Here is a 21,420-nt window from a genome sequence, read left to right as displayed (position 1 = left end):
CAAACGTTGCAGGTTATACAACAATCACGACCATGAGTTGTCATGGATGCCACGGTCGAGTCTGCAGATAATGCCTTATCCCTGTCGACGCCCACAACACCATGACACCAGACTCCAGCGCCGCGCTGCAGAAGTTCATCCAGACGATTGCGCCCGAATTCGTGGCGATTCGCCATCAGATCCACGCCCATCCGGAACTGGCGTTCGAGGAGCGCCGCACCAGCGATCTCGTGGCGGAGCAATTGGCCGCCTGGGGCTACAAGGTCCATCGGGGCCTCGGCACGACGGGTGTGGTGGGGACGTTGAAGAAAGGAAGCGGCAGCAGGACGCTGGGCATTCGTGCCGACATGGATGCGCTGCCGATCCAGGAGAAGACTGGCCTCGACTACGCCAGCACATTGCCCGGCAAGATGCACGCCTGTGGGCACGATGGCCACACGGCCATTCTGCTGTGTGCCGCGCGTTACCTGGCGGAATCGGCGGACTTCAACGGCACGCTCAACCTGATCTTCCAGCCTGCCGAAGAAAACGAAGGCGGGGCGCTGCGCATGGTGCAGGAGGGGCTTTTCGAGCTGTTTCCGTGCGATGAGATCTACGCCTTGCATAACGCGCCGGGCTTGCCCGTCGGCCAGATCGGCATGATCGCCGGCCCCGCGATGGCCTCCTTCGATCGTGCCACCGTGACGCTGACCGGCCGCTCCGCGCACGGCGCCATGCCGCACCACGGCATCGACGTGATGCAGGGCGCCGCCAGCATGGTGCTCGGCCTGCAATCCATCGTGAGTCGCGAGGTTGACGCGCTCAAGTCCGCAGTCATTACGGTCGGCTCGATCCAGGCAGGTGCAACCTACAACGTGGTGCCAGAGAGCGCGACGATCAAGATCGGCATCCGGGCCCTCGATCCGCAGGTGCGCAACCATGTGGAGAACCGTTTGCACGCGTTCATCCTGGCGCAGGCGCAGAGCTTCCAGTTGAAGGCGGATGTGCAATATGAGCGCATGTACCCGGTGCTGGTCAATCACGAAGCCCAGACCGCGCGGGCGCGGGAGGTGGCGATCGACCTGCTGGGCGCGGACAACGTCGTCGCACGTGGGCCAGTGATGGGCAGCGAGGATTTTGCGTACATGCTGGAGCACCGACCGGGGGCCTACGTGCGCCTGGGGAATGGTCTCGGGGAGGATGGCGGCTGCATGGTTCACAACCCGCTGTACGACTTCAATGACCGCGCCCTGCCCATCGGTGCGGCGTTCTGGGCCGCGCTGGCCACGCGCTACCTCGCCTGATACAAACCGCCTGATCCGAGCCGCTTGATCCAGAAGACAACAAGGAGACAACCATGACATCGCAGCCACGCCGCCGCTTCCTCCAACACGCAGGCCTGACGGCCGGCGCATCGATGCTCGCTGGCTTGCCCGCGTGGGCCGCAGACGTGTTCCCCAGTCGTCCGCTGGCACTGGTGGTGCCGTATCCGGCGGGCGGTGCCAGTGACACGTCCGCACGGATCTTCGGGGAATCGATCGGCCGCAGCGTCAAGCAGCAGGTGGTGGTGGAGAACTACGGGGGCGGCACGGGTTTGATCGGCGCAAACAAGGTGTTGTCCGCGCCCGCCGATGGCTACACGTTCTTCCACGGCTCGATCAACGAGGTGTTCCTGGCGCCGATGCTGAATCCCGCCGCACGCTACAAGCCGCAGGATTTCTCTCTGGCCGCGCCGATCAGCGAAACCCTGATCGTCCTGATGGTACGCAATGGCCTGGCCGCCGACACGTTCGACAAGTTCCTCGACCTCGCCAAACAGAACAAGGGCAAGCCGATGACCTACGCCACCGTGGGTGTCGATTCCATGTATCACCTGATGGGCGATGCACTGGGCGCACGCATCGGCGCGCCGTTTCTGCATGTGCCCTACAAGGGCGGCGCCCCGGCGCTGCAGGGGCTGGCAGGTGGCGAGGTGGATTTTGCGATCCTGCCGTACCAGACGAGCTTCGACGCCATGGCAGGGCAGGGCCGGCTCAAGCTCCTGACCTGTTTCTCGAAGGTGGTGCCGACGCAGCTCAAGCATATCCCGCTGATCTCCCAGAGCAAGCAGGTGCCCGACTTCGAGTATGCGATCAGCGGAGGATATTTTGTGAAGCGCGGCACGCCCGAGGATCGTGTGGCCGTCCTGCGCAAGGCGATTGGTGAAGCCCTGGCAAATCCGGAGATTCGCGCAAAGCTGGAGGCGGAAGGCCGCACCGTTGCGTCGCCGATCACTTCGCAGGCGCAGGCGAACCAGGCGTTCGACGGCTATATGAACCGGGTCACGCAACTGATCCGCAGCGTAGGCCGGCAGACGAACGCCGCCTGACACCTGCGTGGCGGCAACATCAGCCGATTTAATGCATGCTGATGGCCAGGGAGAGCGTGGCGGCGTGGAAGTGACGAGAGTCACGTACCGTGAGGATGTCTTCCGAGACGCCGCGTTCTTCCTGCAGATACTGGATGTCGCACAGGTCGTTCAGGTGCCGGAGCTGGCCGCGCCACCTGATTCCCATGACCAGCGTGTCGATATCGTAGGCCGCGATGTCCTTGGCCTTCTGGTCCCAGCTCGTCTCGGGAATCACGAAATCCACGCCCTTGAAATTCCGCACGATCTCCGCACGGTGCGCGTAGCTGACCACGGTCCGCTCGCCTTTCTCGGCGGCAAACTCGTCCGTCGATACGGCGACGATGACCGTGGTTCCCATTTGCCTGACGCGTTCGAGCAACCTGACATGGCCGATATGGAACAGGTCGAACGTGCCATAGGTGATGACAGCACGGCTGGGCCGCAGGGCGGACCGGTGATCGGACGTGTGAATGGTCATGGCGCGGTGTCGTGATGAAGGGGCGGATGCCGGTATCACGAATAGCGCAACGACCGTGCCACGGCGGGCAGCGCCGCTTCAAACCGGTGTTTGTTTGCGCCAAGCCTTGCTGGGCAAGGCTTGGCGGGTCGCTCTCCTCGATCCGGGCGTGAGCGCCAGCAGGGCGGATGGCGTTACGTGTTACGTAACGGATGCCTCGTCACGCCACAATTCCAGCGCCAGCATGTCCGGTCTCGCGCCAAACCATCATGCGAATCCGGGACGCACAGCGATAGCGAAGACGTGCCTGCGGCGCTCATGCCACGCTTGTCGCGATGAGATGTCCACATTCGTGGACAGGTCGGACACGTCAGGCGATGGCTTTGCGGGAGACCTTTGTGGCCGCTGGCTCACCCCGCTCCGTCGCGAGGCCCGACGCCGACCGGCGATGGTCGATCAGCAGCACCGCCACCACGGCGACCACGGCCGGCAGGGCCATCGCCATGAAGTTCTGCTGCAGCGGCAGTTGCATGCCCACCAGCACACCGATCACGATTGGCGCGAGGATGGCGCCGCTGCGGCCCACGCCAGATGCCCAGCCGATACCCGTGCCACGCATCGCGGCCGGATAGAACTGCCCGGCATAGGCGTACGTGACGATCTGCGTGCCAATGGTGGAAGCGCCCGCCAATGCCACCACCACGAACAGCACACCCGTGGGCATGCCGTAGCCCAGCAGCGTGATGGAGACGGCGGCCAGCGCGTACATACCCACCAGCACGTACTTGATGTTGAAGCGGTCGGCCAGCCAGCCGCCGCCGATTGCGCCCGCCATCGCGCCGAAGTTGAGCACGAGCACGAACGTCAGGGCCGAGCCGAGGCTGTAGCCGGCGCCCGCCATCAGCTTGGCCAGCCACGAACTCAGGGCATAGACCATGAACAGACACATGAAGAACGCCACCCAGAACATCAGCGTGCTGAAGCCGCGTCCGTCCTCGAACAACTGGCGGATCGGCGCACGCGCGGCTGTGTCCGTCGATGGCAGCGCGAAGTGGTCCGATGCCTGCGGCACATAGCCCGGCGACATGCGGTGCAGGATGGCTTGCGCGGCACCGATGCGGCCACGGCGGATCAGGTAGGGCAGGGATTCCGGCATCGAGCGGAGTACAGCGGGAATCACGATGACGGGCAACGCGGCGGCGAGGAACACCGATTGCCAGCCGTGGCTTTCGATCAAGCCCTTGCCGAGCAGCGCGGCGAGCATGCCGCCCACTGAGTAGCCGCTGAACATCAGCGTGACCATGGTGCCGCGAATCTTGCGGGGCGAGAATTCGGTCATCTGCGCCACCACGTTCGGCATCACGCCACCGATACCGAGCCCCGCCAGAAAGCGCGTGATGCTGAAGCTCACCGGATCGGAGGTAAAGCCTGCGGCAGCGGTGAAGACGCTGAACAGGCCCACGCAGATGGCGATGGTCAGGCGGCGGCCGATGCGGTCGGCGATGGTGCCCATGACCACGGCGCCGAACATCATGCCGAACAGTGCAGAGCTGACCATGAAGCCGGCCTGCGTGGCATCGACGCCCATCTCCTTCATGATCGACGGCAGGGCAATGCCCACCACGGCCAGGTCGTAGCCGTCGAAGATGATGATGATCGAACACCAGAACAGCAGCGACGCGTGGAAGCGATTGAATCTTGCCTCGTCGGCAAGGCGATACATGTCGATCTGACGCATGAGGGGCTCCTTGGAAAGGACGTCTGGATTCAGGCGGGCACCGCTTCAAGTTCGCGAAGCCGGAAGCGCTGGATCTTGCCGGTGGCGGTCTTGGGCAGCACGGGCAGGAAGATGATCGTGCGCGGGTACTTGTACGGGGCGAGCCGATCCTTCACGAACGCCTTCAGTTCGGATTCCTCGACGGCGGCGCCCGGCTTGAGCACCACGTATGCGCGTGTCTTCGTCAGTCCTTCCGCATCGGGCACACCCACCACGGCGGCTTCCAGCACGGCGGGATGCAGGATCAGCGTGGCTTCCACCTCGAAGGGCGAGACATAGATGCCGCTGACCTTGAGCATGTCGTCGCTGCGGCCCGCGTACTGGTAGGTGCCATCGGCGTTGCGCAGGTACTTGTCGCCGCTGCGCGTCCATGTGCCGCGAAACGTATCGCGCGATTTCTCGCAATTGCCCCAGTACATCAGCGCGGCGCTCGGGCCCTGGATATAGAGGTCGCCCACTTCGCCATCGGGCACGGGCTGTCCGTCGTCGTCGCGCAACTCCACGCTGTAGCCGGGCACGGGCCAGCCCGTGGTGCCGTAGCGCACCTGGCCAGGACGGTTCGACAGGAAGATGTGCAGCATCTCCGTGGAGCCGATGCCATCGACGATCTCGCACCCGAAATGCCGCGTGAAACGTTCACCGATTTCCGCAGGCAATGCCTCGCCCGCAGACGAACACAACCGCAGCGCCACGTCCTGCCGCGCGGGCAACGCGGGCGAGGCGAGCATGCCCGCATAGCCGGTGGGCGCGCCGAACAATACGGTGGCGCGATGCGTCGTGAGGCGACGGAATACGGCATCGGGCGTGGGACGCTCCGCCATCAACACCACCGTGGCACCCACACTGAGCGGAAACGTGAGGCCATTGCCGAGACCATAGGCGAAGTACAGCTTGGCGGCGGAGAAACACACATCGTGCTCGGTGAGGCCCAGCACGGGCTTGCCATAGAGTTCGGCGGTCCAGTACGCATTGGCCTGGCTGTGCAGCACGCCCTTCGGGCGACCTGTGGAGCCTGACGAGTACAGCCAGAAACCGGGATCGTCGGGATGCGTGGCGGCAGGGGCAGGCAATGGCGCGTGCGTGGCGAGCAGATCGTCGATGGTGTGGACGTTGACTTCATCGCTCTGCCCGCTGTCGGGTTCGCCGCTGACGAGGATGTTTTGCAACTCATGCCCGCCCTGTGCCATGGCCTCGCGCAAGATCGGCAATAGCGAGGCCGATACCAGCGCCGCCTGCGCGCGCGAATGCCGCAGCATGTACGCGTAATCGTCGGCGGTCAGCAGCGTGTTGACGGCGACGGGCACCACGCCTGCATACATGGCGCCCAGGAACGACACGGGCCAGTCGTTGCAGTCGTGCATCAGCAGCAGCACGCGTTCCTCGCGGTGGATGCCCAGTGTCTTGAGTGCAGCGGCCATGCGTCGCACGCGGTCGGCCAGTGTGCCGTAGTCGAGCGCGCCGGCATCGTCGATAAAGGCGGTCTTGTCAGGACGTGCAGCGTTGCAGGCCAGCAGATGATCGGCCAGGTTGAACGGGGTGCCAGGGGGCAGGGCAGCAGGGTGGGCTTGCATGGGTTGTCTCCCCAAGTGGTTTTTATTGTTGTGGGTGGTGGAAGGTAAAGGAAGGTGGAAAGCTTCAGAGCAGTGCGGTCACGGCGCTACTGGCCTGAATCGCACAGCGGCGATGGTGGAAATCGAGCGCGCGCAATCCGCCCAGTTCCTCGCCACCGCCCGCGCGGCCCGGTCCGCCGTGTACCGATTGCGGCATCACGTTGCCGTGGCCGGAGTGGATCGATGCGACATCGGGTGACACCACATGCACGCGGCCATGGCTATCCGCCAGTGCCACGCCAGCCTGCGCGAGCGCTGCGTTATCGCTGCCATAGAGCGATGCCACAAGCGAGCCTTCGCCGCGCCGGATCAGGGCGAGCGCATGCGCGGAGTCACGATAAGGCACGAGCGTGGCGACGGGGCCGAAGACTTCGGTCTCGTGAACCCGTGCCGCATCATCGGCATCGCGCGCGCCCAGCAGTGTGGGGCCGATGCAGCAGGCGATGGATGGGTCGGCATCCACCAGCGGCGTGGCGCTGCCATCGAACAGCACCTCGGTCTGTTCGCGCAAGTTGGCGATGCCGGCTTTCACGGCATCGAACTGCGCGCGGCTGACCAGTGCGCCCATGCGTACGGCGTCGTTGCGAGGATTGCCCACGGAGACACGACCTAGCTTGGCGCCGATGGCTTGCGCCGCAGCGTCATACAGCGATTCGGGTACGAAGATGCGCCGGATGGCCGTGCATTTCTGGCCGGACTTCACGGTCATCTCGCGCACCACTTCGCGTACGAGCAGATCGAACGCCTCGCTGTCCGATCCTTCGCCGGGCAACAGCAGTGCGGAGTTGACGCTGTCTGCTTCCACATTCACGCGTACCGAGCGGCGTGTCACGGCATTGTGCGAACGAATCAGTGCACCAGTATCTGCCGAGCCTGTGAACGAAATCGCGTCGAACGGTTCCAGCGGATCGAGCAATCCCGCGGCGCTGCCGCACACGATGGACAGCGCGCCTTCCGGCAGCACGTTTGCGTCGATCACGTCACGCACCATGCGTTGCGTGAGCCATGCGGTGGCCGTTGCGGGTTTGACGATGACCGGCACGCCGGACAGCAGGGCGGGCGCGGCCTTCTCCCAAAGTCCCCACGCGGGGAAGTTGAACGCATTGATCAGCAGCGCCACGCCCCGATTCGGTACGCGAACGTGCTGCGACACAAACAACGGGTCCTTGCCGAGACGCACGCTGTCGCCATCAAGCAAGTAATGGCGATCGCCCAATGATTCGCCGAGCTTCGCATACACCCCGACCGTATAGATCGCGCCATCGATATCCACGGCCGAATCGTTGCGCACCGTGCCGCTGTTGGCGGTGGCGATCTCGTAATAGGTGTCGCGGTGTGCCTGGAGCACCTTGACGATGGCGCCGAGCATGGCTGCGCGCTGCGCATAGGTCATGGCCCGCAGTGCCGCGCCGCCGAGCTCGCGGGCATGACGGTATCCGGCGCGCAGATCGAGGCCCGTGGCATCCACGCGCACCAGCGATGCGCCGGTCACCGGATCGGCCAGCGTCACGCCAGCGCCGGTGCCATGTTGCCACTGGCCGGCCAGATAGTTGGGAAGCAATTCGGGTAGGGACATTCGTGATCTCCAGCCTGGCCTCGCAGGGGGCGCGGGCCAATGTTGTGACTGCACTATTGTGCAGGTCTGAAACATAGAGGCCAGCAGGAGGGGTGTCAAGCAATATATTGCATGGCGCAGGGTTAACGATTGGCGGGCCACGCTACGAGCAAGAAACGCCGGAATGGCCCGGGAAGCCTTGGATTTGTGAGGAGTGCGACGTGCGCGGTGCGGGAGTGTGCCGCTTCGGTCGCTCAACGCGAAACATGCAAAATAATGCTTGAAATTCTGAATGGCGATGAACTATAGTTCCATCACAACACGGCCGCACACCGAACTATCGTGCTTCCCCAGGAGACCCAAATGACTGCAGCGCCCCGCGTCGATTACCAGACCGATCCTTCCCAGTACAAGCACCTCACCATGTCGTTCGACGGGGCGATTGCCACGCTGACGCTGAACATCGACGAGAACGCCGGCCTGCGCGATGGCTACAAGCTCAAGCTGAACAGCTATGACCTTGGCGTGGATATCGAACTGAACGATGCGGCCAACCGTATCCGTTTCGAGCATCCCGAAGTGCGCACGGTGGTGGTGACCAGCGGCAAGGAGAAGGTGTTCTGCTCGGGCGCCAATATCTTCATGCTCGGCGTCAGCAGCCATGCGTGGAAGGTCAACTTCTGCAAGTTCACCAACGAAACGCGCAACGGCCTGGAAGATTCGTCGAAGTACAGCGGCCTGAAATTTCTTGCGGCGGTCAACGGTGCCTGCGCGGGCGGCGGCTACGAGCTGGCGCTGGCCTGCGATGAAATTTTGCTGATCGATGACCGGTCATCGGCGGTGAGCCTGCCCGAAGTGCCGCTGCTGGGCGTGCTGCCCGGTACCGGCGGCCTGACCCGCGTGACTGACAAGCGCCACGTGCGCCATGACCTGGCCGATATCTTCTGCACCACCAACGAAGGCGTGCGCGGCCAGCGTGCCAAGGACTGGCGTCTGGTGGACGATATCGCCAAGCCCGCCGTCTTCGCACAGAAGGTGCGCGAGCGCGCCGAGGCACTGGCCGCACAGAGCGATCGTCCCGCCGATGCCAAGGGCGTGGCGCTCGTACCGGTGCAACGCACGATCGAAGCGGATGCCCTGCGCTACGCCTATGTCACCGTGGAGATCGACCGTCCCGCGCGCCGCGCCACGTTTATCGTCAAGGGACCGAGCGGCGCGCAGCCGTCCACCCCCGCCGCCATCGCCGAAGCCGGCGCCGCGTGGTATCCGCTGCAACTGGCGCGCGAACTGGAAGACGCGATTCTGTCGATGCGCACCAACGAACTCGACATTGGCACCTGGCTGATCAAGGCTGAAGGCGATGCCGCCGATGTGCTGGCGATGGACGCAACGCTGCTCGCCCACAAGGACCACTGGCTGGTACGCGAAACCATCGGCCTGCTGCGCCGTACGTTCTCGCGTTTCGATGTCTCGTCGCGCAGCCTGTTCGCGCTGGTGGAGCCGGGTTCGTGCTTTGCCGGATCGTTCCTGGAACTGGCGCTGGCCTGCGACCGCATCTATCACCTTGCGCTGCCCGACGATGAAGCGCGCGCACCGGCCATCACCGTGGCGGACGCCAACTTCGGCCTGTATCCGATGGCCACGGGCCAGAGCCGCCTGGGCCGCCGCTTCTACGACGAAGTCCCCGCCATGGAAGCCGTGCGCGCAAAGGCAGAGCAGCCGCTCGATGCCGATGCTGCGTTCGCGCTGGGTCTTGTGACATCGAATCCGGACGATATCGACTGGGCCGACGAAGTGCGGATCGCGCTGGAAGAACGCGCGGCGATGTCGCCCGATGCGCTGACCGGCATGGAAGCCAACCTGCGCTTCAACGGTCAGGAAAACATGGTCACGCGGATCTTCGGACGCCTGACGGCATGGCAGAACTGGATCTTCCAGCGCCCGAACGCCGTGGGCGAGAAGGGCGCGCTGAAGGTCTACGGCAAGGGCGACAAGGCCGCCTTCGACTGGAACCGCGTCTGAACCCGCCGCACAAGCGACAAGCGAATCTGGAGACCACGATGAACGGCATCAACTACAGCGACAAGATTCCCAACAACGTCAACCTGAGCGAAGACCGCACACTGCAGCGCGCGCTTGAACAGTGGCAGCCGAACTACCTGAGCTGGTGGAACGACATGGGCCCCGATGGCTCGCAGGATTTCGATATCTACCTGCGCACGGCCATCAGCGTGGACCCGCAGGGCTGGGCGCACTTCGGCCACGTCAAGATGCCGGACTATCGCTGGGGCATCTTCCTGAACCCGGCCGAGGCCAATCGCAAGATTCATTTTGGCGATCACAAGGGCGAGGACGTGTGGCAGGAAATCCCGGGCGAGTATCGCGCCAACCTGCGGCGCATCATCGTCACGCAGGGCGACACCGAACCCGCTTCGGTGGAACAGCAGCGCCACCTGGGCCTGACTGCGCCGAGCATGTACGACCTGCGCAACCTGTTCCAGGTGAACGTGGAAGAAGGGCGCCACCTGTGGGCGATGGTGTATCTGCTGCACAAGTACTTCGGCCGCGATGGCCGCGAGGAAGGCGAGGCGTTGCTGGAACGGCGCAGCGGTCAGGAAGACAATCCGCGCATCCTGCAGGCGTTCAACGAGCAGACCCCGGACTGGCTCTCGTTCTTCATGTTTACGTATTTCACGGACCGCGACGGCAAGTTCCAGTTGTGTGCACTGGCAGAAAGCTCGTTCGATCCGCTGGCGCGCACCACCAAGTTCATGCTGACCGAAGAAGCGCATCACATGTTCGTGGGCGAAAGCGGCGTGTCGCGCGTGATCCAGCGTACCTGTCAGGTCATGAACGAACTGAAGACCGATGATCCGGCCAAGCTGCGCGCCGCGGGCGTGATCGACCTGCCGACGATACAGCGCTACCTGAACTTCCACTACAGCGTGACGATCGATCTGTTCGGCGCCGATGAGTCGAGCAATGCGGCCACGTTCTACAGCACGGGTCTCAAGGGTCGGTACGAGGAAGGAAAGCGCACTGACGACCACGTACTCAAGAACCAGACGTACAAGGTGCTGCAGGCGGTAGGCGGCAAGCTGGTGGAGAAGGAAGTGCCGATGCTCAACGCGCTCAACGAGGTGCTGCGCGATGACTACATCAAAGACAGCGTGGCCGGTGTGGAACGCTGGAACAAGGTCATCGAGAAAGCGGGCATTCCGTTCCGGCTCAAGGTGCCGCACAAGGCGTTCCACCGCAATATCGGCGCGCTGGCTGGCGTGAAGGTGTCGCCGGAAGGGCGCGTGATTCCCGATGCGGAATGGCGCGACTACGTGGATCAATGGCTGCCCACGCCGGGAGACCGCGCGTTCGTGGCGGGCCTGATGGGGCGCGTGGTCGAGCCCGGCAAGTTCGCCAACTGGATCGCGCCGCCGGTCATGGGCATCAACCGCCAGCCGGTGGATTTCGAGTACGTGCGCTTCAACTGACCCGTCGGGAGGCGCGCCCGCCGTGGCGCGCCGCGTTACCCGGAGAACACCATGGACATGTCCGACATCCAGGTCATCAGGCAACACCTGATCGATCCCGAGATCTGCATCCGCTGCAACACCTGCGAGGCCACTTGCCCCGTGGCCGCGATCACGCACGATTCCCGCAACTACGTGGTGGACGCCGAGACGTGCAACGGCTGCATGGCGTGCATCTCGCCGTGCCCCACGGGATCGATCGACAACTGGCGCGTCATGCCGCGTGCCCGCGCCTACAGCGTGGACGAGCAACTGGGCTGGGACGAACTGCCTGCCGAACTCAGCGAGGATGAACTCGCGGCGGCCGGTGTCTCGGCAGCAGCCAGCCTGCCGCCCGCGCCGGAAGTGGTCACGCTGCCTGCGGCATTCGAAGGCGGCGAGACGTTCCAGAGCGCGCAATACGGCGCCACGGTGCCGCCGTGGTCGGCGGCGCATGCCTATACGAATCTCTACGGCGGCAAGGCGAGCAAGTCAGCCACCACGGCACGCGCCACGGTGACCGGCAATCTGCGTGCGACCGAAGTGGGGCGCGACTACGACACGCACCATATCGTGCTCGATTTCGGGACGGTGCCATTTCCCGTTCTGGAAGGGCAATCGATCGGCATCGTGCCGCCCGGCGTGGATGCCAGCGGTCGGCCCCATCATGCACGCCAGTATTCGGTGGCGAGCGCGCGCAATGGCGAACGGGCGGGTTACAACAACCTCTCGCTGACGATCAAGCGCGTGCTGGAAGATCACCAGGGCAATGCCGTGCGCGGCGTGGCCTCGAACTACATGTGCGACCTGCAGATCGGCGACACCGTGGAAGTGATCGGCCCGTTCGGTAACAGCTTCCTGATGCCGAACCATCCGCGCTCGCATATCGTCATGATCTGCACCGGCACGGGCAGCGCACCGATGCGTGCGATGACCGAGTGGCGCCGCCGCCTGCGCAAGTCAGGCAAGTTCGAGAGCGGCAAGCTGATGCTGTTTTTCGGCGCCCGTACGCGCGAGGAACTGCCGTACTTTGGTCCGCTCGTGAATCTGCCGAAGGATTTCATCGATGTGAACCTGGCGTTTTCGCGTACGCCGGGGCAGCCGCGCCGCTATGTGCAGGACGCCATGCGCGAACGCGCAGCGGATCTGGCCGCGCTGCTCGCCGACACCAACAGCCATTTCTATGTCTGCGGGTTGAAGAGTATGGAAGAGGGGGTGGTGCTGGCGCTGCGCGATATCGCCGTGCAGGCAGGGATGGACTGGGACAAGCTGGGCGCCGACCTCAAGCAGCAAGGCCGGCTGCATCTGGAAACCTACTGACCGATCAGGGCCTGCTGCGCCGAGGTGGCGGCTACTACCGCCTCGCGCAGCGCTGCAAAGGCTTCGGCGAGCGGCTTGCCGCTGGTATCGATCATGGCATCGGCCTTCGAGTAGAACGCGGCGCGGCCTTCGAGAATGCGCTTCAAATCTTCCATCGCCTCGCGGCTGTCGGCCATGGGTCGCGTATCGCCTTGCGCCACCACGCGCGCCATATGTTCCTCGGGCGCGGCCTGCAACCAGACTGTCGTGCAATGCGTCAGCAGTTCGTTGAAGGTGGCCGGGTCCGACACGATGCCTCCCGGCGTGGCAATCACCGCTTCTCCGTACAACTGGATCGTTTCTTCAAGCGCGCGTCGCTCATAGCGTCGATACGCGTTGGTGCCATACAGCCCGTGGATTTCCTGCACGCTGCACCCGGCCACACGTTCGATCTCTGCGTTCAGTTCGACAAAGGGCATGTCCAGCGCCTCGGCCAGCATGCGTCCGAGCGTGGACTTTCCCGCGCCGCGCAAGCCCACCAATGCGATGCGGCGCGAGCGCAGCGGGTCTGCCGGATCGGTGCCGAGCAACTGACCCACGGCAATCCGCACGCGCCGCAGATCGGCTTCGGAACGGTTCTCCAGCAACTCGCGGATCAGCAGCCATTCCGGCGAACTCGTAGTGACATCGCCGAGCAATTCCGTCAGCGCGCATTGCAGCGCATTGGCAATCTGCTGCAGCACCAGGATCGACGCATTGCCCGTGCCATGTTCCAGATTGGCGATATGGCGCTCGGAGACATCGGCGGCTTCCGCCAGCGCCCGGCGCGTCAGGCCGCGCCGGGCGCGCAGGCTGCGCGTGCGTTCCCCGATGGCAAGCAGCAGAGGCGAGCGCGGCGCACTGCTTTCGTTGGCAGGCTGCGGTTCCGGGGTGGCATTCATGGCGGGTGCGTACGCAGATAGGTCGGCTCGAAGGGTCAGAGGCGCATGATAAAGCGCGCGGGGTTATCGGGAAAGCCCGCGTCGCTGATGTGCTGCTTTACGCCCCTCTCCTGTTCGGTTTTCTCCCTTCGCCCGCGCGGTGGGAGAGGGGAGCACACCAGGCTCATCAAGTGCCCTCGATTTTCTCCCCTCTCCCAGAGGGAGAGGGGAGAGAGACTGCCGCATTCCGGATCACCCCACGTCGCATTCCGGTTTGAAGGCCGTTCGCCCCATTTCTAGACTCGATGCATTCCAAACAAGGGGAGTGCGCGTGTCTATCCTGTCTATTTCAGCCCGCGTCATGCTGGCCGGCGCTGTGGCGGCGTCATCCGTTGCCGCCCATGCGGAAACCTGGCCGGCCAAGCCGATCACCATGGTGGTGCCATTTCCCGCTGGCGGCGGCACCGATCTGGTGGTGCGCACGATCCAGCCCTTGCTGCAGCGTGAACTTGGCCAACCTGTGGTGATCGACAACCGTAGCGGCGCGGGCGGCACGATCGGGTCGGGCTTCGTGGCGCGTGCCGCGGCGGATGGCTACACCGCCGGTGTGGTCACGACGAGCACGCACGCGGTCAGCGTGGCGCTCTATCCCAAGCTGACGTACAACCCCGCGAAGGACTTCGCCTATGCGGGTTTCATCGGCACCTCGCCCTACGTACTGGCAGTCAACAACGCATTGCAGGTGCCCGATGCCAAGGCATTGGTTGCGAAGCTGAAGGCTGACAAGTCGCAGCACAGCTTTGCATCGGTGGGCGTGGGCACCGTGTCGCACCTGATGGGCGAGCAGTTCCAGAAGCTCGTCAATGTGCCGATGACCCACGTGCCGTATCGCGGCGCGGCGCCGGCCTATACCGATCTGATCGGCGGGCAGGTGCAGATCATGTTCGACAATCCCGTGGGACTCGCGCCCTATATCAAGGCGCACAAGATTTCCGCGATTGCCGTGACCGCCGCTACGCCGCTGCTGCCCGGTGTGCCGACCTTCACCAGCCAGGGCGTGCCGGGTTTCGACCAGCAACTGTGGTACGGCATCGCGTTCCCGAAGGGCACTCCTACTGCCATTGTCGACCGCTTCAACGCGGCGCTGAACAAGGTCCTGGCCGACAAGGCCGTGGCCGACGACCTCGCCAGCAAGGGCGTGACGGCGCGTCCTGGTACGCCGGCCTCGCTGCAAACGACGGTGCAATCCGACATTCCCTACTGGGGCAAGATCGCCAAGTCCGTGGGAGCCACAGGTGAGTGAAGTCAGCATGATCCGCGTGTTTGTGCGCGACGGGCAGGGCGGCAATCCGGTGCCGCTGGTGGCCGATGCACGGGGCATGAGCGCGCCAGCCATGCAGGATGTGGCCGCGACGCATGGCCATGAGTCGGCCTTCGTACTGCCGAGCGATAACGGCTGCGACTGGCGTTTCCGCTTCTTCGTGCCGCAGCATGAGATGGAGATGTGTGGCCATGCCACCGTGGGTACGCTGTGGGCGATGCGGCAATGGGGGCAATGGACCACGCCCACCGCGCGTATCGAAACCATGAGCGGCATCGTGCAGGCGTACTGGGACGATGCCGCGCAACGTGTCTGGATCTCGCAGCCGGCGGTGCGGATCGGCGCACTGAACGCTGAGGCGGCGGACCGCGTTGCCATGCAGATCGGCCTGCTGGGCAAGGGCTATCCGGCCATCAACGCCGCTACCAGTCGCGTGAAGACGCTGGTGGAGCTGCCGTCCGTGGCCATGCTCGACAGCCTCGATCCCCATTTCTCAAGCATGGAATCGCTGTGCGCATCGATCGATTCCACCGGGCTGTATCCCTATGCGTTCGGCGTGCCCAAGGCGGACGGCATGCGCGTGGTCCACGCGCGGCAGTTTCCGAAGTCGTCGGGCTATCCCGAGGATGCGGCTACCGGTATCGCAGCGGCCGCGTTGTGGGGATACTTGCATGCGGCAGGTGAAGTGAGTGGCGCCATTGCGGTGTGGCAGGGCGATGCCATGGGGAGCCCCTCGGAAATCCTGGTCGCGCCGCGCAAGACCGATTCTGGCGAGCCTGACGGCTGCTGGCTCAGCGGCAGCGTGGCATGGGGCGAGGCATGACAATCGACGCCCCCGAAGTCCGGCTTGCTGCAGCGGGTTTCACGCTGCCCGAGGTATCCACGCCGCGCGGCAACTATGCGCCGTATAGCGTGGTGCGGATGGGCACAACGCAATGGGTCTCGATTGCCGGACAAGTGTGTCGGCAGTCAGGGATCGCCATGGCAGGACAGTGCAGGGACGACGACGATGTGGAGCCTGCCCGCCGTGCCGCCGAGGTATCGATGCTGAATGCGCTGGCTGCGTTGCGGCTGGCTTGCGATGGCGATTTGTCGCGCGTGATCCAGGTGGTGCGGCTGCGTGGCTTTATCCGCGCTGCACCGGACTTCGCCCGGCATCCGGCCGTGCTCGATGCCGCCTCCGCCGTGTTGCGCGCGGCCTTCCCCGACCAGCCGCTACCCGCACGCAGCGCGCTGGGCGTGTCCAGCCTGCCGGATCGCGCGTGGACGGAGATCGAGATCGACGCGCTGGTGGCAATGGGCTGAAACGATTGCTGTCAGGAAATATCGCTGGCTTCGCGTAGTAGCCGGTGCAGATGCCCGCTGGAGGCAAAGCCAAGATCCACGCTGACACTGGCAACGGACTGGCCTTGCGCGATCAATGCGCGGGCATGCGCGGCCAGCACGCGGCGCCGGACGGCCACGGGCGTGGCGCCGAATTCGATCTGGCAGGCGCGTTGCAATTGCCGGATGGAGGTGCCAAGTTCCTCGGCCACGGCATCGATCGATGGCAGTGGCAGGTCGCGTTCGAGCGCGTGTCGAAAACGCCGGACCATGCGCAGGGCCACGGAAGCCGGTTCCTCGGGCATTGCCAGCGGCTTGCTGCCCACCAGTTGCTCGACGATGGCGCGTACCAGCCACGATGCGCTGCCTGCGGAGATGGTCGGGGCCAGCAGGGCTTCGAGCATCGCGATGGTGGCGCCATCCAGATGCATCGCGCCGAATGGCCGCGAGCCGGGCAGGCGATCCGGCGGCAGATACAACTCGCCGTGTTGCTGCCGCTCGTGTTCGGAAGCCGTCAGATGCGCGGTCGATGCCGGCAGCAGCACCGCCGTGCCGCGCACCAGGGACGTGGCATGCAGTGCGCCCGCCTTGGCGGATGGTTCGGCGGTGTCGTCCCATACGGCCTTGAGCCTGCCCACGCGTGGCCATAGCAGCATGCCGCAGTCATGGGTGTGCCAGTTCCGCTGAAAGGAAGGCTGCCGGCTGTCGTGCAGCGCGAATCCGTGCTGCGCGGTCAGGTGAAGCTTGGGGGACAGGTGAGGGGCGTTGGTCATCGGGGGCGTTCCGTCAGGCAGGAAAGGGCGGAATGCCATCGATCATACGGCACGGCGCGTCGATATCGAAAACGAAATAGAAAACGAAATCGGGAAAGCGATGGCCGGCGTGGCCATCGCGGGGGCACCTCACATCCGGTGGCGCGCTACATGCACTGGTTCAAGGCACCGGCGGCGGCGCTATCGCTCCCCCGGAAGCCTAGCCACGAACCCTGGCCGGTCGGAGACCTGCGCACGATGGCGGCCGAGCCGGAGGGCGGGTTCTGCCCCGGCACGTAGACATCGTAGGCACCGTCGTTGGCCAGCATGTACTGCATCCACACCTGCTGTCTGGAACTGTTGGCCCATTGCGATCCGATGCATTGCGCGGCTTCCTTGGGTGCCAGCTTGCTCTGGCCGACTGCCCGGGTTTCCGGGGTTGGCGGTGGAATGTACGGAGAGGTTGCGCAGCCTGCCACAACAACGGCAGAGGCGAGAACGGCGAGGATCGGATATTTCATGTTATTGACTCCTGTACTCCTGTCGGATCGCGAAAAGCAACGGCCACGCGTGCGAGTCTGTCGCGGCGCGCCGATGCCGCTGACGTGACCTGACAGGGATGCGCAGGCGATCAGGTCCGTACAAGGTAACAGTCTAGGCACCAGCCTTCCGATGAGGCAAAAAAATCACGGCAGGGTCAGCATCTATTCATGTGGCGCTTTCTGAACAAGGGGTGCTGCCGCTAGCCGGCACGCCGCGCGCGTTGCCATGCTCCGGTATTGGGACACACATCCGCTTTCGCGCCATCGCGCCAGATCTGCTCGTCTTCCACGGTCGCGGGCACGGGCTGGCCGGGGTCGAAGGAGACGCCAAGTGCCCTCGCCACCGCCGGATGCTCGATCGGGAGTTCCCACGTCAGGAATAGCTGCGTGGTATCCGGCTCCACGGGGAAATCCGCCGCGTCGAAGCCGTGATTGCCGCTGGCAATCACGGCATGCGGCTGGCTGGGATCGAACACCAGCGCGGTGCCGCGCACGATGGGGATGCGCAGGTCCAGCGCTGGAAAGTGAACCGCCTGCCCCTTTCCCTCGCTCACAAAGAGATTGCAGAACGCCGCGCCGCCGTACTGTTCGCCATCGTGGTGATAACGCGCACCCCGGCACGCCATCAGTGCCAAGTCGGCGTCGGCAAGCAGGCCGTCGAGGCCGTGCGTGGATAGCCACGCCGACATCGCGCGCACGCAGCCGGGATATTCCGGCCAGCGCGTCCGTGCGCGCGCCAGCGGCATGACCTCGACGTCTCCGGGTTCAAGGGTCATCCGCGTCGAGATCTCCCGTGCCCAGTCCGCGCGCAGCCGTGCCGGTGCCTCGGGAATGTCGACCTTTGCGGACAGCACGGCCTGCCCCAGGCGACGGCTGCGCAGGGCATCGCCGCTCCAGAAGAAGGCGGTCGGCGACGAGAGGAAAGCGGGGCGGTCGGCATTGCGCATGCCGGGAGTGTAAATCGGTTGGCCAGCCGGGCCCCATCCGTATCCGAAAGCGTTTCACGCAAAAAATAAAGAATTCACTTCTGTCTGGACAGTGGATGGTCGACTATCGATGCGGGTCGATGGACCTGTGACGTCACGTCACGTCACATTGCGTCATTTGCCACGGCTTCCGGACCATGCCATGACCCGACCCTCACCAGGCATTGCCCCGGACGGAATCGCTGATGCCGAGGGCATTTCCCTCGTTCGCAATGACCTGCTGTTTCGCCTGCAACGCGGGCTCGGGCTGATTCCGGCCACAGGGCTTGGCATCGGGCGACGTGCGCTGTTCTACAGCATGCTGTGCTGGCTGCCGCTGGTGATCTGGGCATGGTCGGCGGGACGCATGATGCCGGGCAGTGCGGGCGAGCCGCTGCTGGGGCATTACGGCGTGCATGTGCGGTGTCTGGTTGCCATTCCGCTGATGATCCTTGGCGAGGCATTGGCGCAGGGACTGGTGCCACTGTGCTTCCGCCAGTTCGTTCGCAACGGGATCGTTGACGAGGCACTGTTGCCGCGTTTCCACGCGGTGATACGTTCCGCCACGCGTCTGCGGGATCGCGCCTATCCGTGGGTCGTGATCGGCGCGCTGGTCGTCGCCTGGACGGCCTCGGTGATGGTGGCTCCGAATCCCGATGAGATCGCCTGGTCTGGCGACGCGACGGGTCGCAATTTCGGCGCGTGGTGGCTCCTGCTGGTGGTCAGGCCGCTGTTTACCGTATTGCTGTTGGCGTGGATCTGGCGTCTGGTGCTGGCCGCCGTGGTGCTGTGGCGCGTGGCGAAGTTGCCGCTGCATCTGGTGCCGACCCACCCCGATCATGTCGGCGGGCTGGGCTTTCTCTCGCGGCTGCCCGTGGTGTTTGCGCCGTTCACCCTGGCGGTGTCGTCGGTGGTGGCCGCCTCCTGGGCGCATCAGGTGGCCTATCACGGTACGTCGGTGCCATCGCTCTATATCGAAATGGTGGTGCTGGCCATCGTGCTGATCATGCTGGTGGCGCTGCCGCTACTGTGCTTCACGCCGCTGCTGCTGCGCACGAAGAAGATCGCCATGCTCGAATATGGCGCGTTGCTGTCGGAGCACGGTCGCAAGGTGCAGCGGCGCTGGCTGGCGCGTGAGCCCGGACTCGACGACGACGCCATGCTCAATGCGCCGGAACTGGGTGCGACGGCGGATACGCAGACCATCTACGAATCCGTGACAAAGATCCGTCCCATCATCCTGAACAAGGGCGTGCTGCTGGCCATTGCCGTGCCGGCGGCGCTGCCGATGCTGCTGCTCGTGGCGGGGCAGTATCCGCTCAAGGCCACGTTGCTCAAGCTGCTGACGGTGCTGCTGTAGTCGCGACCGGTACGCTCAGTGACGACAGCCGCCAATGCCCGGGATGCCCGGACAGCGTGCTGATGCTCATCGGTGCGATGTCGAGGTGCCAGTAGCCGCGCGCCGGGGCATCGAGCGCGCACAGCACGATGGCGCGCAGGATGGCGGGTGGCGCGATCACCAGCGTATGGCCGGGTTGCCATGGGTAGGTGCCGAACCATGCCGCCACCCGCTGCAACGCCTCGGCAATGGATTCGCCGCCGTGCGGCTTGGCATCGGCATCCGATAGCCACGCGGCCAGCGCCTCCGGTTCCTCTTCGGAGATCGTCTTGAGCGATTGGCCCGTCCATCGGCCATAGTCGAGTTCGCGCAGATCCGTTGCGATGAATGGCGTGAATCCCAAAGCGGCGGCGGTTTCCTGCGCGCTCCGTGCGGGACTGCACACCGCGTGGCCCACCTTCCATGCCGTGATGCCAGCCACGGCGTCGTCATCCAGCGCGTCGTCATCGGGAAAGCGGCCGGCGCGCAATGCCGCGGTGGCGGGCGGGCAGAACAACGTGATCCGGTGCACGGTAGGCGTGGTCATGGTGAGGGGTCTATAATGCGCGGACTCTCGATGCGGGGAAGCCGGTTCAAATCCGGCGCGGTCGCGCCACTGTATATCAACCTGACCATCGCCAGACAGCGATGCGCGGGAAGACAAGCCAGACCTCTGCATCGAATCTTCCTTCCACAGGACGCGTCATCCTTCAGGAGCTTCCATGCAAGCCACGCTGCATCATCCGGTCGCCGTGCCGGCTATCGTCCCCGTTTCCATTCCGCTGCGCGAACTGCTGCCATGGGCCATCTTCGGCGGCATGCTGATGCTGCTGGCGATCTATTTCGTCGGGGTGGAAGAGGGCGCCGCTGCCATCTTCAACACGATGTACGTGCACGAGTTCGTTCACGATGGCCGGCACCTGCTCGGCTTTCCGTGCCACTGAACCGGTAGCACCATGGTGAGAGACCTGCTGGTCCGCGGCATGCTCGCGGGCTTTCTGGCCAGTTTGCTGGCCTTTGCCTTTGCCCATGTCGTCGGCGAACCCCAGGTGGACCGTGCCATCGCGTTCGAGGAACAGGCCACGCACGCGATGGGCGGCAGCCACGCGCACGAGATGCCCGAACTGGTGAGCCGCGAAACACAGTCCGGGCTCGGCCTGTTCGTCGGCCTGGCCGTGTTCGGCGCCGCAGTGGGCGGGCTGTTCGCGCTGGCCTTCGCGTATGTGTATGGCCGCATCGGCGCGCTTGGCGCACGGGCCACGGCGATGCTGATGGCCACGCTCGGCTACATCGCCATCGTGCTGGTGCCGTTCGTCAAATACCCGCCGAACCCGCCGGCCATCGGGGACCCGTCCACCATCGGCCTGCGCACCGCACTGTTCTTCACGATGATCGGCCTGTCACTGGCCGCGCTGGTGGTGTCGATCATCGTCGCACGCAAGCTCATCGTGCGAATGGGTGCATGGCACGCGTGGCTGGGCGCTGCTGGCGTGTTCGTGCTGCTGGTGGTGCTGATCCAGACGCTGCTGCCTTCGATCAACGAAGTGCCTGAGCATTTCCCGGCAACGCTGCTGTGGCAATACCGCGTGGCAACGTTCGGGATTCAGGCGGTGCTTTGGGGGGCGTTCGGGGTGGTGTTTGCAGGGT

At 64.6% G+C, this 21,420-nt stretch carries 20 protein-coding genes; 11 read left to right on the top strand and 9 right to left on the bottom strand.

What is annotated here, in order from left to right; all coding sequences use genetic code 11:
• Positions 1-101 precede the first annotated feature (101 nt).
• Together FFS21_RS20185 and FFS21_RS20180 are read left to right on the top strand one after the other, a co-directional pair.
• The gene (locus FFS21_RS20185) at positions 102-1,283 is read left to right on the top strand and encodes a M20 aminoacylase family protein (RefSeq protein WP_137926566.1); all 1,182 of its coding nucleotides are present in this window, start codon (positions 102-104) and stop codon (positions 1,281-1,283) included.
• A gap of 53 nt (positions 1,284-1,336) precedes the next feature.
• Entirely contained in the window at positions 1,337-2,347 is a 1,011-nt protein-coding gene (locus FFS21_RS20180) for a Bug family tripartite tricarboxylate transporter substrate binding protein (RefSeq protein ID WP_137926565.1), read from the top strand.
• 28 nt (positions 2,348-2,375) lie between these two features.
• Here FFS21_RS20180 and FFS21_RS20175 read toward each other — a convergent pair whose 3' ends face one another.
• From FFS21_RS20175 to FFS21_RS20160, 4 genes are all read right to left on the bottom strand, one after another.
• On the bottom strand, positions 2,376-2,846 hold the full coding sequence (locus FFS21_RS20175; RefSeq protein WP_137926564.1) for an adenylyltransferase/cytidyltransferase family protein: 471 nt from the start codon (positions 2,844-2,846) through the stop codon (positions 2,376-2,378).
• A gap of 349 nt (positions 2,847-3,195) precedes the next feature.
• Positions 3,196-4,563 carry an MFS transporter gene (locus FFS21_RS20170; RefSeq protein ID WP_137926563.1) on the bottom strand — a complete coding sequence of 456 codons (1,368 nt, stop codon included), beginning with the start codon at positions 4,561-4,563 and terminating at the stop codon, positions 3,196-3,198.
• A 29-nt stretch (positions 4,564-4,592) separates the two neighbouring features.
• Positions 4,593-6,173 (bottom strand): benzoate-CoA ligase family protein, encoded by a 1,581-nt coding sequence (locus tag FFS21_RS20165; protein ID WP_137926562.1) that lies wholly within the window; start codon positions 6,171-6,173, stop codon positions 4,593-4,595.
• Positions 6,174-6,237: 64 nt separating this feature from the next.
• Positions 6,238-7,788 (bottom strand): 3,4-dehydroadipyl-CoA semialdehyde dehydrogenase, encoded by a 1,551-nt coding sequence (locus FFS21_RS20160; protein WP_137926561.1) that lies wholly within the window; start codon positions 7,786-7,788, stop codon positions 6,238-6,240.
• 342 nt (positions 7,789-8,130) lie between these two features.
• On the opposite strand from FFS21_RS20160, the gene boxC reads away from it, so the two are divergent.
• Genes boxC through boxA form a run of 3 tightly spaced genes read left to right on the top strand, consistent with a single transcriptional unit; the run spans position 8,131 to position 12,593 of the window.
• Positions 8,131-9,789 carry a 2,3-epoxybenzoyl-CoA dihydrolase gene (boxC, locus tag FFS21_RS20155; protein ID WP_137926560.1) on the top strand — a complete coding sequence of 553 codons (1,659 nt, stop codon included), beginning with the start codon at positions 8,131-8,133 and terminating at the stop codon, positions 9,787-9,789.
• A 38-nt stretch (positions 9,790-9,827) separates the two neighbouring features.
• A complete protein-coding gene (gene boxB / locus FFS21_RS20150; RefSeq protein WP_137926559.1) occupies positions 9,828-11,255 on the top strand; it encodes a benzoyl-CoA 2,3-epoxidase subunit BoxB in 1,428 nt (475 codons plus the stop codon).
• A gap of 51 nt (positions 11,256-11,306) precedes the next feature.
• Complete coding sequence (gene boxA, locus FFS21_RS20145; protein WP_137926558.1) at positions 11,307-12,593, top strand: benzoyl-CoA 2,3-epoxidase subunit BoxA; 1,287 nt, start codon at positions 11,307-11,309, stop codon at positions 12,591-12,593.
• Here the strand turns inward: boxA and FFS21_RS20140 are convergent.
• Positions 12,587-13,513 (bottom strand): helix-turn-helix transcriptional regulator, encoded by a 927-nt coding sequence (locus FFS21_RS20140; RefSeq protein WP_137926557.1) that lies wholly within the window; start codon positions 13,511-13,513, stop codon positions 12,587-12,589. The genes boxA and FFS21_RS20140 overlap by 7 nt on opposite strands.
• Positions 13,514-13,823: 310 nt before the next feature.
• On the opposite strand from FFS21_RS20140, the gene FFS21_RS20135 reads away from it, so the two are divergent.
• From FFS21_RS20135 to FFS21_RS20125, 3 genes are read left to right on the top strand one after another with little or no spacing between them, the layout of a single operon-like run.
• A complete protein-coding gene (locus FFS21_RS20135) occupies positions 13,824-14,795 on the top strand; it encodes a Bug family tripartite tricarboxylate transporter substrate binding protein (protein ID WP_137926556.1) in 972 nt (323 codons plus the stop codon).
• Complete coding sequence (locus FFS21_RS20130) at positions 14,788-15,636, top strand: PhzF family phenazine biosynthesis protein (protein WP_249359512.1); 849 nt, start codon at positions 14,788-14,790, stop codon at positions 15,634-15,636. Before FFS21_RS20135 ends, FFS21_RS20130 begins: the two co-directional genes overlap by 8 nt.
• Positions 15,633-16,118, top strand: a complete 486-nt coding sequence (locus tag FFS21_RS20125) for a RidA family protein (RefSeq protein WP_137926555.1) — start codon at positions 15,633-15,635, stop codon at positions 16,116-16,118. Before FFS21_RS20130 ends, FFS21_RS20125 begins: the two co-directional genes overlap by 4 nt.
• Before the next feature lie 11 nt (positions 16,119-16,129).
• On the opposite strand, the gene FFS21_RS20120 is transcribed toward FFS21_RS20125, so the two are convergent.
• From FFS21_RS20120 to FFS21_RS20110, 3 genes are all read right to left on the bottom strand, one after another.
• The gene (locus FFS21_RS20120) at positions 16,130-16,909 is read right to left on the bottom strand and encodes a helix-turn-helix transcriptional regulator (RefSeq protein WP_137926554.1); all 780 of its coding nucleotides are present in this window, start codon (positions 16,907-16,909) and stop codon (positions 16,130-16,132) included.
• Between the two features lie 146 nt (positions 16,910-17,055).
• Complete coding sequence (locus FFS21_RS20115; protein WP_137926553.1) at positions 17,056-17,409, bottom strand: hypothetical protein; 354 nt, start codon at positions 17,407-17,409, stop codon at positions 17,056-17,058.
• A gap of 221 nt (positions 17,410-17,630) precedes the next feature.
• A complete protein-coding gene (locus FFS21_RS20110; protein ID WP_137926552.1) occupies positions 17,631-18,377 on the bottom strand; it encodes a hypothetical protein in 747 nt (248 codons plus the stop codon).
• 181 nt (positions 18,378-18,558) lie between these two features.
• Between FFS21_RS20110 and FFS21_RS20105 the strand changes: the two genes are divergently transcribed.
• Complete coding sequence (locus tag FFS21_RS20105; RefSeq protein ID WP_137926551.1) at positions 18,559-19,755, top strand: hypothetical protein; 1,197 nt, start codon at positions 18,559-18,561, stop codon at positions 19,753-19,755.
• Here the strand turns inward: FFS21_RS20105 and FFS21_RS20100 are convergent.
• Positions 19,730-20,320 (bottom strand): histidine phosphatase family protein, encoded by a 591-nt coding sequence (locus FFS21_RS20100; RefSeq protein ID WP_137926550.1) that lies wholly within the window; start codon positions 20,318-20,320, stop codon positions 19,730-19,732. The genes FFS21_RS20105 and FFS21_RS20100 overlap by 26 nt on opposite strands.
• Before the next feature lie 175 nt (positions 20,321-20,495).
• Between FFS21_RS20100 and FFS21_RS20095 the strand changes: the two genes are divergently transcribed.
• A complete protein-coding gene (locus tag FFS21_RS20095; RefSeq protein WP_137926549.1) occupies positions 20,496-20,717 on the top strand; it encodes a CbtB domain-containing protein in 222 nt (73 codons plus the stop codon).
• 12 nt (positions 20,718-20,729) lie between these two features.
• Positions 20,730-21,420, top strand: a 691-nt coding sequence (locus FFS21_RS20090; protein ID WP_137926548.1) for a CbtA family protein, incomplete at its 3' end; no start/stop codon positions are given.

This window comes from Cupriavidus sp. 2SB (assembly GCF_005503625.1).
Classification (GTDB): Bacteria; Pseudomonadota; Gammaproteobacteria; order Burkholderiales; family Burkholderiaceae; genus Cupriavidus.
The sequence above is the reverse complement of the archived record's forward strand: the minus strand, read 5'-3'. Positions and strand labels throughout refer to the sequence as shown.